At 64.1% G+C, this 12,586-nt stretch carries 12 protein-coding genes; 8 read left to right on the forward strand and 4 right to left on the reverse strand.

Features of this window, described 5'->3' with window-relative positions; genetic code table 11:
• From AC629_RS08785 to AC629_RS08795, 3 genes are all read right to left on the reverse strand, one after another.
• Positions 1-1,977 carry a carbohydrate porin gene (locus AC629_RS08785; RefSeq protein ID WP_245331764.1) on the reverse strand — a complete coding sequence of 659 codons (1,977 nt, stop codon included), beginning with the start codon at positions 1,975-1,977 and terminating at the stop codon, positions 1-3.
• A 408-nt stretch (positions 1,978-2,385) separates the two neighbouring features.
• On the reverse strand, positions 2,386-2,649 hold the full coding sequence (locus AC629_RS08790; protein ID WP_084804286.1) for a hypothetical protein: 264 nt from the start codon (positions 2,647-2,649) through the stop codon (positions 2,386-2,388).
• Positions 2,650-2,788: 139 nt separating this feature from the next.
• A complete protein-coding gene (locus AC629_RS08795) occupies positions 2,789-3,595 on the reverse strand; it encodes a creatininase family protein (protein WP_084804288.1) in 807 nt (268 codons plus the stop codon).
• 137 nt (positions 3,596-3,732) lie between these two features.
• Here AC629_RS08795 and AC629_RS08800 point away from each other — a divergent pair, with 137 nt between their 5' ends.
• The 7 genes from AC629_RS08800 to AC629_RS08830 all read left to right on the forward strand — a co-directional run bounded on the left by AC629_RS08800 (position 3,733) and on the right by AC629_RS08830 (position 9,926).
• A complete protein-coding gene (locus AC629_RS08800; RefSeq protein WP_084804290.1) occupies positions 3,733-4,755 on the forward strand; it encodes an ABC transporter substrate-binding protein in 1,023 nt (340 codons plus the stop codon).
• A 10-nt stretch (positions 4,756-4,765) separates the two neighbouring features.
• Positions 4,766-5,581: an ABC transporter ATP-binding protein gene (locus AC629_RS08805; RefSeq protein WP_084804292.1), complete on the forward strand. Its 816-nt coding sequence runs from the start codon at positions 4,766-4,768 to the stop codon at positions 5,579-5,581.
• Entirely contained in the window at positions 5,578-6,396 is an 819-nt protein-coding gene (locus tag AC629_RS08810) for an ABC transporter permease (RefSeq protein WP_084804293.1), read from the forward strand. Before AC629_RS08805 ends, AC629_RS08810 begins: the two co-directional genes overlap by 4 nt.
• Positions 6,396-7,385, forward strand: coding sequence for a 2-hydroxyacid dehydrogenase (locus tag AC629_RS08815; protein ID WP_084804297.1), 990 nt, complete (start codon positions 6,396-6,398; stop codon positions 7,383-7,385). Before AC629_RS08810 ends, AC629_RS08815 begins: the two co-directional genes overlap by 1 nt.
• Positions 7,385-8,077 (forward strand): AprI/Inh family metalloprotease inhibitor, encoded by a 693-nt coding sequence (locus tag AC629_RS08820; RefSeq protein WP_084804298.1) that lies wholly within the window; start codon positions 7,385-7,387, stop codon positions 8,075-8,077. The genes AC629_RS08815 and AC629_RS08820 overlap by 1 nt, the downstream gene beginning before the upstream one ends.
• A gap of 150 nt (positions 8,078-8,227) precedes the next feature.
• On the forward strand, positions 8,228-8,626 hold the full coding sequence (locus tag AC629_RS08825) for a YciI family protein (RefSeq protein ID WP_245331765.1): 399 nt from the start codon (positions 8,228-8,230) through the stop codon (positions 8,624-8,626).
• A gap of 31 nt (positions 8,627-8,657) precedes the next feature.
• Positions 8,658-9,926, forward strand: coding sequence for an RNA polymerase sigma factor (locus tag AC629_RS08830; protein WP_084804302.1), 1,269 nt, complete (start codon positions 8,658-8,660; stop codon positions 9,924-9,926).
• A gap of 34 nt (positions 9,927-9,960) precedes the next feature.
• On the opposite strand, the gene AC629_RS08835 is transcribed toward AC629_RS08830, so the two are convergent.
• Complete coding sequence (locus AC629_RS08835) at positions 9,961-11,565, reverse strand: peptidoglycan-binding protein (RefSeq protein ID WP_084804304.1); 1,605 nt, start codon at positions 11,563-11,565, stop codon at positions 9,961-9,963.
• Between the two features lie 317 nt (positions 11,566-11,882).
• On the opposite strand from AC629_RS08835, the gene AC629_RS08840 reads away from it, so the two are divergent.
• Entirely contained in the window at positions 11,883-12,257 is a 375-nt protein-coding gene (locus AC629_RS08840) for a hypothetical protein (protein ID WP_084804306.1), read from the forward strand.
• The last annotated feature ends 329 nt before the right edge of the window (positions 12,258-12,586 follow it).

The raw sequence follows: 12,586 nt of genomic DNA on the forward strand, positions 1-12,586 counted from the left end.
CTAGAATTCGGCGTGCAAGCGGCCTGAGAATATCGAGACCGGCCCACGGTCGGCGTTATAGGCCGGGTTTACGACCAACTGATAGTCCGCTGTGAGGGTGACGTTCTTGACCACCGAATAGGCGTAGTAGGCCTCGAGGATGCGTTCGGTGCGATAGTTGAGCTGGCCGTCCCCGATCAGGAGACCGAAGCCGCCGGCCGCCAGGAAATCGCGATGCGCCGCCGACAGGCCGTTGATAGCGCCGCCGATGCCGATCGTGTCGTCCGGCCGGCCCCAGCGGCTGCCCTTGATCGACAAGCCGCCGGAGAGGCTGCGATCGATGTCGGTGAAGGACAGGATCTGGTTCTGGCCGTCGTTCCAGCTCGCGCGGGCAAATAGTCCGACGTCGTTGAAGATCTGCTGTTCGAGATTGACATAGAAGCCATGTTTGGGCCGGGTGCGCTGGGTCGCGGTGGCGATATTGTTGATGTCGAGTGCCGGGTTGGCGGCCGCCAGGTCCAGCACCTCGCGGTAGTTCGCCATATTGCCGCTATTGGCGAAGGCGCCGACGCGCAATTTGCCGGGCTGCTCGAAGATCGAATGGCGCTCCTCGAACTCGACGAGGGCGCCGCCGGTCTTGAAGTTCAGCACGTCGCTGTTGGGCGCATCAGGGACCTGGAACAGTCCGGCGCGCACCGCCCAATCCTTGTGGTTGAGCTCGACGACGGCGCCGCGGGTGTAGCCAGGCAGATCGGCGGGGAAGTCGTAGGCGCCCGAGGCCCACATCGCCCAGTTCATGAAGTCGGCGCGCGGGTCCTTCGCGTAGGCATTGCCGTCGAAGAAGTCGCCGATCGCAAAACGGCCGACGATCAGCGTGACGCGGTCGATGTCACGCTTGCCGGCAAGCTGGTTTGGCCCGTCGGCGACGTCTTCCTGCTCGCCGCCAAGTCCAAAAGTCTGCTTGAGGAAGTAGCGCTGTGCGCGAATCTTTGGGAACGCTGCGCCGGCCTTTTGCGCTTCGCCATTTGAGAAGCCGGCGAGGCCTAGCGTACCGTTGAGGCCAAATCCTTGAGCAAGTTCGGGATTGAAATAGAACTCGCCTCCGTCCCAAAGCCGCGCCCCCAGGAACGCCGTCGTCGTCCATGTCTGCTGAAACTGGCCGCCGCCGGGTAGGCTGAGGGGGCTCGCATAGGGCGAGTGGATCGGCCCATAGCCTTGCGGCAACAGCGTCGTCTGCGCATGGACGTTCCAGTCGTCGGACTCAGGAAGCTTGGTTTTTCCGTCGACCGGCGCGATCCAGGGCGTATCGCCGAACTGATAGTTCAACCCGAGCTTGAACAGGTGGATGCGCGGCTCGACGGCGAGGTTGCCGAAGCCGAAGCTGCTCAGATCGTAGGTGCGACGAGACAAGTCGACATATTCGTACTCGGCCTTTGCGGTCCAGTTGCCGCTCACGGCGTATTCGAGACCAAGTCCGGCCGTCCAGCCGGTCTGGTAGTGCCCGGAGCGCGCGATGATCTCGCCACGGCCGGGGTCGTTGATGTCGACATGGGTGTGTCCCCAGGCGAAGCCGCCGGTGACATAGGGCATCAAGCGATCGAACGCGTAACCGATGCGGCCGCGCACGGTGCCGACATAATCGATGGCGGTGTTGAAGGGGTGCGGGTCTCGCTCGAGTGCCGGCGTGTCCAGCGGGCCGGGAAACGTGGCGTCCGCCTCGATGCCGAGAACGACGTTGTTGGCGAGTTGCCGATTGTAGCCGAGCTGATAGCCGCCGTTCAGTCCGGTGGCGCTGTGCGGCAGCAATACACCCTGCGCCGGCAGCGGGTGGGTGCTCGGCCCGAAGCTCGCATCGCCATAGCCGAAATGGCCGCCGACATAGAAGCCGGTCCAGTCGTAGAGGGTCTTTGCCGCGCGCGCCTTCAGCGGGAGGTCGGCCGCAAGGCCAGCGCCCGGCAACGCCAGCACACCCGAGGCGATGGCTGCGGCTGTCCGCAAGTACCGGTGTCGGTGACTTCTCAACGTCAAGACGCACGTCCCCAAACGCGAATGTATCCATCCGCTGCGATATCCCTGCCGATTCGCAGCGGTGCTGTCATCAGGTCTTGGTTGCTCACGCGATCGGGCGAGATGGTCTCGATTCGACGCGATGTCTTCTCAAGTTTCTAGCCAAGTCCCTGTGCTTGCTGCGAACCTTATTGCGATTAATTCTCAATGGCGACTAGCGCGGATTGCCGTAGGGATGGTTCGCATCCTTATGTGACGGGACTGCAACAAATTCCCCGTGCCCAAATTGGATGACCCGCCCGGGGGGGACAACCGGGCGGGTCGGGAGCACGACACGGGGTGGATGAGGCGCCCGCGCCGGACGCAGGATCCACGTGAGACCGGCCTCAGGTACTCAAATCAGTAGCAGGTACGAACGCGGCCGACGTACTGGCCGAAGGCGTTGTACTGGGCGACCCAGCCGCAGCGGTGATAACCGTAATAATAGGGGTCGTTGCTGGCGGCGATCGCGGAGCCGACCACAGCGGCGGTGGCGTTGCCGGCGCCGACACCCCAGACCCAGCCGGGTTGCTTGGCTTCGGCCTGCGAGGTGGTGGACACGATGCTGCCGGTGACGGCGAGGGCAGCGAGCGCGACGGCGGCAATCCTGGTCTTGATCGACATTTGAAACTCCATCCGGGTTGAGGCGGTTCGTTGTGGCCCGCCTGCCCAGTTGGACGGAGGCCCTTCGCGTCCGGTTCGAATCCAAGGAATCCGGACGCGAGGCTCCGTTCTTTCCTCAATGATTACAGGATGTTGCGGGCTAGCCGAGTGGGCCCTTGGCGAGCCTGTTCACGTCGAAGTTATCGACCTCGGCCAGCAGCTCGCAAAAGGCCGTCGCGCCCTGATCGAGGAGCTGCTCGCCCTTCCCAGCCACGGCCAGCGTGGCATTGCCGACCGCGCCGCTGGCGTTCAGATCCTGCGCCTGCCAGGCGAACGGTGCGGGCCGCTGCGTCGACAGCCAGCGATACTGCTTCTCCAGTGCGATGCTGCTCGCGGGAAAATCCGCGATCGCATCCTCGCGCACCTGTTCGGGATAGCGCGCCAGCATGATCGAGGTCTCGACCGCGCCGCCGTGAATGCCGTGGCGCACTTCTTCGGCCGGGAACAATTTGTCCGCGCCCGACAGCCGCGACCATGACGTCGTCACCACGAACAGCTTGTGATGCGCGCGCAGATCCTGTGCGACCAGCATCATGGCCGCGCTGTTGCCGCCATGGCTGGTGATGATGACGAGCTTCCGCACTCCGCGCCGCGCGACGTCCTCGCCGATCGTGGCCCATCTCTTCAGCGCAACGTCGGTCGGCAGCGTCTGCGTGCCCGGATAGTTAATATGCTCGGTGGAAATCCCGATTGGTTCGACGGGCAGGAACGTCACCGGAACATTCCCGGGCAGAAGCTCGCGCACGCGCTCCAGATAGGCGTCCGCGATCAGCACATCGGTTTCGAGCGGCAGATGCGGGCCATGCTGTTCGGTGGCCGCCAGCGGCAGCACCGCGATCCAGCGCGACGCGTCCGCAAGGGCAGCATCGGCCCAGCGGATCTCGGTCCAGTCGCGGGAAGGCGTCATCGAGGTTTCTTTGCCCGAATTTGTCGCGTAATTTGGGGTTATCAGGGGACGCGGCCTGGCCGGCTGCGTCCCCGAACTTCTTGTGGTTTTATCGCGTTGCCCTCACATCGGCTACAAGCGATCGACGGAGCCCCATTATGACCCCCTCTCATCTGCGGCGAGCGTTAACGGCGGGCTTGATGGCCGCTTTCGTGTCGGTCGTGTCGGCGCGCGCCGAGACGCTGGACAAGGTCAGCTTCGGCACCAATTGGGTCGCCGAGGCCGAGCATGGCGGCTTCTTCCAGGCGGTCGCCGACGGCACCTACAAGCGCTACGGGCTCGACGTCACCATCGTCCCCGGTGGTCCGAACGAGAATAACCGGATGCTGCTGATCGCCGGCAAGATCGATTTCTTCATGGCCGCGAACACACTGATGTCGTTCGATGCGGTCGCCAACAACGTCCCCGTCGTGACGATCGCCGCTGTCTTCCAGAAGGATCCGCAGGTGATGCTGACGCAGCCGGACGTCAAGGTTGCCAAGATCGAGGACCTCAAGCCGCTGACGCTGTTCGTCTCCAAGGAGGGGATGACCAGCTACTTCCAGTGGCTGAAGTCCGAATACGGCTTCAGCGAGAAGAACGTGCGGCCCTATAATTTCAATCCGCAGCCCTTCATCGCGAACCCCAAGAGCGCGATGCAGGGCTATGTCACTTCCGAGCCGTTCGCGGTCGAGAAGGCGGCCGGCTTCAAGCCCAACGTGCTGCTGCTCGCCGATTACGGCTTCAACACCTATTCGACCCTGATCGAGACCCGCCGCGACATGGTCGAGAAGAAGCCCGATCTGGTGCAGCGCTTCGTCGATGCCTCGATGATCGGCTGGTACAATTACATCTATGGCGACAATTCCGCCGGCAATGCCATGATCAAGGAGCTCAATCCGGAGATGACCGACGAGCTGCTCGCCTATTCCGTCGCCAAGATGAAGGAATACGGCATCGTGGATTCCGGCGAGTCGTTGAAGAATGGCATCGGCGCGATGAGCGACGAGCGCTACACCTCCTTCTTCAACAAGATGGTGAAGGCGGGCGTCGTGAAGCCCGATCTCGACTTCCGCAAGTCGTATACGCTGCGCTTCGTCAACAAGGGCGTCGGCGTCGAGCTGCGCCCGAGCAAGCCGTAACGCAAGGTCGATGTCATCGGTCAAAACTTCGTCCGGGGTCGAGGCCGGACTGGCGGCTCTCGCCGTCAGCCTGCGCGGCGTGACGAAGACTTACGACAACGGCGTCATGGCGCTTGGCCCGCTCGATCTCGCCGTGCGCAAGGGCGAATTCATTTCGCTGCTCGGTCCGTCCGGCTGTGGCAAGTCGACGGCGCTACGTCTCATTGCCGGGCTCAGTGCGCCGTCATCAGGTACGGTGCGGGTGGCGCGCCATGAAGGCGAGGTGCAGCCGGGTCATGGCATCGGCTTCGTGTTTCAGGAGCCGACCCTGATGCCCTGGACGAGCGTCCACGAGAACGTGCGGCTGCCGCTGAAGCTCGCGCGCGTGCCGAAGCTTGAAGCCCGTGCGCGGGTCGATGACGCGCTGGCCAGCGTCGGGCTCGCCGATTTTGCCGAAGCCTTTCCGCGGGAGCTTTCCGGCGGCATGAAGATGCGGGTGTCGCTGGCGCGCGCTCTGGTCACCGATCCCGATATTCTTCTGATGGATGAGCCGTTCGCGGCGCTCGACGAGATCACGCGCTTTCGCCTCAACAACGACCTGCTCGCGCTGTGGCGGTCCTTGCGCAAGACCGTCATCTTCGTCACCCATTCGGTGTTCGAATCCGTCTATCTGTCGCAGCGCGTCGTGGTCATGACCGCGCGGCCCGGCCGTATCCAGGCCGATATCCGCATCGAGACGGTCGAGCCGCGCGGCGAGGAGTTTCGTACCTCGGCCGCCTATTCCGATTATTGCCGGAAAGTCTCGGCTGCGCTGGCGCCGTCCTATTCGGGGCAGTCGACGCTATGAACGCGCAAGCTACCGTCACGACTAGGCCGACCGGCGCGCAACGCGCGATGCGCTTCTTGCTTCCTGTCATCGTGTTCGCCGCGGGCCTCGCGGCCTGGGAACTCGTGGTCCGCATCAAGGACATCCCGCCTTACGTGCTGCCGGCCCCCTCCGTCATCTTCCTGACGCTTATCAAGGACTGGGCGGTACTGTCGCAATCGCTTGCCACCACGCTTGCAACCACGCTTGAAGGTTTTGCCGCCGCCTGCATCGGCGGCATCGCGCTGGCACTGCTGTTCAACCAGTCGAAATGGGTGGAATATTCGCTATTCCCCTATGCTGTGGTCCTCCAGGTAACGCCGGTGATCGCGATCGCGCCGCTGCTCCTGATCTACCTGGAGCAGCAGACCGCCGTCGTCGTCTGCGCCTTCATCGTCGCTTTCTTCCCAGTGCTGTCCAACACCACGCTCGGGCTGAATTCGGTCGATCGCAATCTCGCCGGGCTGTTCCAGCTCTACGGCGCCTCGCCGCCGCAAACCCTGCGCTTTCTAAAGCTGCCAGCAGCGCTGCCCTATATTCTCGGCGGCCTGCGCATTGCCGGCGGCCTGTCGCTGATCGGCGCGGTGGTGGCCGAGATTGCGGCGGGCACCGCCGGCGCGGGCTCCGGGCTCGCCTACAGGATCGCCGAGTCAGGCTATCGGTTGAACATACCCCGCATGTTCGCGGCGCTACTTTTGCTGTCGCTGGCCGGGATTGTCATCTATGGGATGCTGGCGCTAATTTCGCACTTGGTACTGCGGCGCTGGCATGAAAGTGCGCTTGGAAAGGAAAGCTGATGACCACCGGTTCGATTTCGTCCGAAAAGATCGACCTTTTGATCTATGGGCCGGTGCGGCCGATCCTGGAGAATGGTTTTTCCGATCATTTCGTCGTGCACAAGGTGGAGACGCGTGCCGATCTCGAGCGGCTGACGCCCGCCGCCCGCGAGAAGATCCGCGGCGTGGCGGTGACCTATCACACCGTGCGCGCCGACAAGGATTCGCTGTCGCAACTGCCGAAGCTTGAGATGGTGGCGAGCTTTGGCGTCGGCTATGATCATATCGACGCCAAATACGCGGCCGAGCACAACATTATCGTCACCAACACGCCCGACGTTCTGACAGAAGAGGTCGCCGACGTTGCGATGGGCCTCCTGATCTCCACCTTGCGCGAATTCATCAAGGCCGACCGCTACGTGCGCTCCGGCCTCTGGCAGACGCAGAACTATCCGCTCAGCGTCGGCTCGCTGCGCGACCGCAAGGTCGGCATCGTCGGCATGGGACGGATTGGCCAGGCGATCGCGCGCCGGCTCGATGCCTCGCTGGTGCCGGTGGTTTACCATTCGCGCAATCCGTCCAAGGACGTCACCTACAAGCACTACCCCGACCTGATCGAGATGGCGAAGGCGGTGGACACGCTGATGGTGATCGTGCCCGGCGGCGCCAGCACCAACAAGATGATCAATGCCGAGGTGCTGAAGGCGCTCGGCCCGCGCGGTGTGCTGGTCAACGTCGCGCGCGGCTCCGTGGTCGACGAGCCGGCGCTGGTCCAGGCGCTGAAGTCTGGCACCATCCTCGCCGCCGGCCTCGACGTGTTCGCAGCCGAACCGAACGTGCCGGATGAGCTCAAGACCATGCAGAACGTCGTGCTGCTGCCGCATATCGGCTCGGCCTCGGTGGTGACGCGCAACGCGATGGACCAGCTCGTCGTTGACAATCTCAAGGCGTGGTTCGCCGGCAAGGCGCCGCTGACGCCGGTTGCGGAAACACCGGTCAAGGGGCGCTGATGATCGCTCTTCGGGTCGTCGCACTTCTGATCGCGGCATGTGCTGCCGCGATCAGTGCTGCGCGTGCGCAGGATGCGACGAGCCTGAAGAAGGAGATGGTCGGGCAGTGGGAGCTTTCGACCACCGAGCGCAGCAAGACCTGCGTCGTCACGCTCAAGGGCGATGCGGCCGGTCATGGCTTCAAGCTGGAGCTGGAGCCGGCCTGCAAGACTGCGCTGCCCTTCACCAAGGACATCGTCGCCTGGAGCGTGAGGGGTCTCGACATCGTTCGTTTGCAGGATGCGACAGGTGAGGCCGTGATCGACTTCACCGAGGTCGAGGCCGGCATCTTCGAGGGCCTGCGGCAGGGCGAGGGCGTCTACATCCTGCAGGATCTCGTCGCCGCCCGCTCGATAGCCAAGTCGATGGACGAGATGATCGGCGACTGGGCGATGGTGCGTCGCAACGGCCAGCCGGTCTGCGGATTGACGCTGACCAACACTGAGGCGAGCCCGGACAATTTTCAGGTCTTCCTCAAGCCGAAATGCGACCCGGCCATCGCGCAGTTCAACCCGACGCAATGGCGGCTCGAACGCGGCCAGATCATCCTGATGTCGAAATCGGGCGAGACCTGGCAGTTCGAGGCCGACGACAATGCGCAGTGGCGGCGTGTCCCCGATACCGCCGATCCCCTGATCATGTTGCGCCAATAGGCGCCGGTCCGTTCCTGTAATTTTCTGCTCTCGGAATTTTTCCCGTGCCCGTGTCGATCGGGCACCGGCTGGATCGTCATCCCAATAGCGAGCTGATCGCGCGGCCAAACCGACCGCCTCTCGCCTCAACAGGAGTTTTGCATGCGCTTCATGTACATCGTCACCTCCAGCCAGCCCATGACCGGCCCGACCCCTGCGCTGATGGAGGCCATGCAGAAGATATCCGAGCGGGAGATCAAGGCCGGTCGAATGATCGACAACGGCGGCCTGATGCCGCTTGCGACCGGCGCGCGTGTGCGGATCGTCGACGGCGAACTCAGCGTCATCGATGGTCCCTTCATCGAGGCCAAGGAAGTGATCGGCGGCTACGCCATTTTCGAGCTGCGCGACAAGGCTGAAGCGCTGGCCATGGCCAAGGAATTCATGCAGCTGCACCTCGATCACATGCCGGGTTGGGACGGCACCTGCGAATTGCGGGCTTTCGCCACGCCGGGCGTGGACGGCGCCTGCCAGGTCGACGCGCGTTCAGGGGTAGCCGCCCACACCTGATGGACACCACCGCTCGTTCCGGTCGGCGGCGATGACGGCCGCCGACATCGATCAAATCATCCGCGCCACCTGGCGCGTCGTACAGCCACGGCTGATCGCGACGCTGTCGCGGATGCTACGCGACGTGCCGCTTGCGGAGGAGCTGACGCAGGACGCGCTGGTTGCGGCGCTGGAAGCCTGGCCCGTCATCGGTGTGCCCGACAATCCCGGTGCCTGGCTGATGACGACCGCCCGGCGGCGGGCGCTCGATGTCTTGCGCCGCGGCAAGATGCTCGCGGAGAAGCACGACATGCTGGCGCGGGACATGTTGCAGGAGCAGGAGATCGTGCCGGATTTCGACACCACCCTCGACGATGACATCGGTGACGAATGGCTGCGGCTGATCTTCACGGCCTGTCATCCGTTGCTGCCGCGGCAGGCCCGCGCGGCGCTGGCGTTGCGCATGATCTGCGGCCTGACCACCGACGAGATCGCGCGCGCCTTCCTGGTCACGGAGGCAACCATCTCTCAACGCATCGTTCGCGCCAAGCGCACGCTCTCGCAGTCGGGCCTCACCTACGAGACCCCAAGCGGCGAGGCGCTTTCCGAGCGTCTCGCCTCGGTGCTCGAGGTCGTCTATCTCATCTTTAACGAGGGCTACGCGGCCTCGCGCGGCGAGGAGTGGCTGCGGCCGCAGCTCTGCGACGAGGCTCTGCGCATGGGGCGGGTGCTGGTTGGGCTCGCGCCGCTCGAGCCCGAGGTGCACGGTCTCATGGCGCTGATGGAGCTGAATGCCGCGCGGAAGTGGGCGCGCACGAGCATCGATGGCGAGCCCATCCTGCTCATGGACCAGGATCGCAGGCTCTGGGACCGGCGCCAGATCGGCGACGGCCTTCGAGCGCTCGGTCGCGCGCGCGAGCTCGGCGGTGCCGGCGGGTTCTACACGCTACAGGCCATGATCGTCGCGTGTCACGCGACAGCGGAGACGGCCGCGGCCACCGACTGGCGGCGCATCGCGGAGCTCTACGGCCAGCTTGCGGCGCTGGTACGCTCGCCCGTGATCGAGCTCAACCGGGCGGTCGCGCTTGGCATGGCCGAAGGGCCGCAGGCCGGGCTCGATCTGGTGGACCTGATCATGGACGAGCCGGCGCTCAGGGCTTATCACCATCTCCAGGCCGTCCGCGGCGACCTCCTGCAGAAGCTCGGCCGCTTCGCCGAGGCGCGCGTATCGTTCGAGACCGCCGCCCGTCTTGCGACCAATGCGCGCGAGCGCGTGTTGATGGAACAACGTGCGGCAGCCATTGCCGACGGCACGGCTTGAGGCTCGCACTGCCGCAATTGCGCGCCTGCCGTGGTCAGGTCGATGGCTTCGGCGGGGGCGCGGTGCCTTGCGCCCATTTCTCCATCTTGCCGAGCACGCCCCATGCTGTGAGCGCCAGAGTGATCGGGAGAGCGAATTGGCTGAGCCCCGGCACCGCCGACGCGATCGTCCCGAACAGCCCGGCAAGGCCGCCCGCATCCGGGCTCGCCGTCACGGCCGAGAGCAGCGCGGTGATGAGCGAGCCGCCGATGCCGAGCGCGGTCTTCTTGCCGTTCAGGAGATTGCCGATGGTGTCGCCGAGAGCGCCGTTGACCTGGCCAAGGACGGGCTTGTTGCTGAGCAGGGCACTGAGCAGGTCGACCACCTGTTTGAGCTGGTCGGCGGGAACGGGATTCGTCGCCGCTGTCGTTCCGGGCGCTGTCTTGCCGAAGACGGAGAGGAGCCGTCCGAGGAGGTTGACCGTATCGTTGCCTGCCGGCGTTGTACCTCCAGCGGGTGTTCCTGCTGGCTGCACGACCTGTGCGAGGCTCTCCAGTCGGTTCAAGATCTGAGATAGCTGGAGAGACTGCCCTCCGGGCGTCGTCCCCATCGGTGGGGTCGCTATCGGCGTTGTCCCAATTGGCGTCGCGCCGCCCGACTGAAGTAGCTGCGCGAGATTTTCCAGCCGGCTCAGAATTTGAGACAGCTCGACAGATTGTCCTCCCGACATAGTGCCTGCCGACGTAGTGCCTCCCGATGTCGTACCTGCCCCTCCTGACTGCGCGGCCAGTGAGATGCCGTCCAGTCGCTTGAGGATCTGCGACAGATCGACATTTGGTTTTTGGACCGGTTGTGCCTCCGCGCGCGTGATGGCGGCGATCGTCGTTCCGTCGAGGATGCCGGTGTCCTGGAGGCCGTTCCGTTGCTGAAATTGCGAGACCGCCGCCTTCGTTTTCGGTCCGCTGATGCCGTCTTCATCGAGCGGCGGATTGGCGCCGAGCTTGTTGAGTGCCCGCTGCATGAGAAGGACCGACGACGCCGCGTCGTCATCGGGTTCGGAACGGCTGGCGATGATTGGGCTGCCGTCGAGGGTGATCGAGGAATCGAGTGACGTCATCGCGTGCAGGATCACCGCAGTGCCGAGCTGGGAATCGACGTGGTTCGGGTCGAACACGTGGTCGCGGACGAATTTGCCCGCCCTTGCCTCGGGTGGGCCGTATAATGTCGAGCCGCCATAGAGATAGGGCGAATTGCAGCCCTTGGCATGATAGCCGAAGCCGTTGAAGCCCTCGAGCCGATACAACATCCGCGCGATGCCCCAGTCCTTGGCGCCGATGAGATTCTCGATTCGGAACGCGTCCACCGCGCCGTCCACGAATGTGGCAAACGGACCGCGCCCCTTTGGAACGATGCTGGTCGCGCGATGAAGCGTCTCGCCGTTGCCGAGATAGGTGTCGAAATCGAAGTTGGACTCACGATAGTGGCAAAGCGCTGCAAAGTACCAGGGGACGCCGGTCAACCGCTCGACCTCCTGATAGGTCGCCTTGCCGTTGATCGCCTTGCGCGCGACTGCATTTGCGTCGGCAAGGCGTGAAGGCCGGATCTCGAGATTGGCCCAATTCCGTTCGTATTCGCTTTTGAGACCGTCGAATGACACCATTTTCCGCTCCCGCAAATTGATGAACTATCGCATCTTCGTGAAAGTCGAAATGAACCAGGCGCCGTGATCAGGGCGTACGTAACTCCAGCGTGATCTGCGCAAATGTGGCAGGTCGCCGGCCCGGCGCATGTGAAATGGCTTACAGCCCCGGTAGGAAAATAAGCGGTAGGGCTGCGGTCAAAGGCCGCAAGATGCGGATGCGTTTCGCGGGTGCATATCGGCCGTCGGAAGCCTTTGGCGGCAGAGCGACCACCTGTACGGGAACCGCCAGGACCGGCATCCGTTAGCGACGGAGACGGTCAGGCAAGGAGTTCTCTTTGGCCAAGCGCGTCCTCGCGATCGGCATCGAACCCGGGAATGTGGACTACAGCGCATTCCCGCAGCTCACGCCCGAGCTCGTGCGCGGCTATATCGAGGCGCAGCTGCTGCGCCTGCGTGATCTCGGCTACGAGGTCACGAGCTGCCTGATCGACCTCGACGCGACCGCGGAGGCCGGCGTCGCGGCGGCGCTGCGCGAGGCGAGCTTCGACTGCATCGTGATCGGTGCGGGCCTGCGTGAGCCGAAGGAGCGCCTGCTGCTGTTTGAGAAAGTGCTCAACCTCGTCCACCGCCTGGCACCGAATGCTGCGATCTGCTTCAACACCACGCCCGCCGATACTGCCAAGGCCGTTCAGCGCTGGATTGATCCTTAAGACGCAGTCGGCCGGCCCCATGCATCGCACGCGGCCTGGCCGCGCCGCCTTCGAGCCGGGCCTCGACGCCATCGCGTGACGCTCCCTGGGCGCGACGTTCGCAATTGTTCTGGCCTGCATCCGCCTCCGGCGCTATGACTCGCCTCACCACAGGGGAGGATGAGCATGTTTCGGGGTCTTCGCATTGGAAATCTCCGCATCGGAGCGCTTGGAATCGCGGCGTGTCTGACGGTTGCGATGGCGATGCCGGCCCATGAGGCGGTGGCTCAGGATGCCATCGGCGGCGCGATCATCGGCGGTGTCGGCGGGGCGATCCTCGGTGGCGCGCT

The sequence above is a fragment of the Bradyrhizobium sp. NAS80.1 genome (genome assembly GCF_001908205.1).
In the GTDB taxonomy this organism is placed as follows: Bacteria; Pseudomonadota; Alphaproteobacteria; order Rhizobiales; family Xanthobacteraceae; genus Bradyrhizobium.

Excerpts from the sequence above, each read along its gene's own strand:
- AC629_RS08810 (WP_084804293.1), top strand. The coding sequence starts at position 5,578 with ATGAACGCGCAAGCTACCGTCACGACTAGGCCGACCGGCGCGCAACGC.
- AC629_RS08835 (WP_084804304.1), bottom strand. The coding sequence starts at position 11,565 with ATGGTGTCATTCGACGGTCTCAAAAGCGAATACGAACGGAATTGGGCC.
- AC629_RS08790 (WP_084804286.1), bottom strand. The coding sequence starts at position 2,649 with ATGTCGATCAAGACCAGGATTGCCGCCGTCGCGCTCGCTGCCCTCGCC.
- AC629_RS08800 (WP_084804290.1), top strand. The coding sequence starts at position 3,733 with ATGACCCCCTCTCATCTGCGGCGAGCGTTAACGGCGGGCTTGATGGCC.
- AC629_RS08820 (WP_084804298.1), top strand. The coding sequence starts at position 7,385 with ATGATCGCTCTTCGGGTCGTCGCACTTCTGATCGCGGCATGTGCTGCC.
- AC629_RS08795 (WP_084804288.1), bottom strand. The coding sequence starts at position 3,595 with ATGACGCCTTCCCGCGACTGGACCGAGATCCGCTGGGCCGATGCTGCC.
- AC629_RS08830 (WP_084804302.1), top strand. The coding sequence starts at position 8,658 with ATGACGGCCGCCGACATCGATCAAATCATCCGCGCCACCTGGCGCGTC.
- AC629_RS08815 (WP_084804297.1), top strand. The coding sequence starts at position 6,396 with ATGACCACCGGTTCGATTTCGTCCGAAAAGATCGACCTTTTGATCTAT.
- AC629_RS08805 (WP_084804292.1), top strand. The coding sequence starts at position 4,766 with ATGTCATCGGTCAAAACTTCGTCCGGGGTCGAGGCCGGACTGGCGGCT.
- AC629_RS08825 (WP_245331765.1), top strand. The coding sequence starts at position 8,228 with ATGTACATCGTCACCTCCAGCCAGCCCATGACCGGCCCGACCCCTGCG.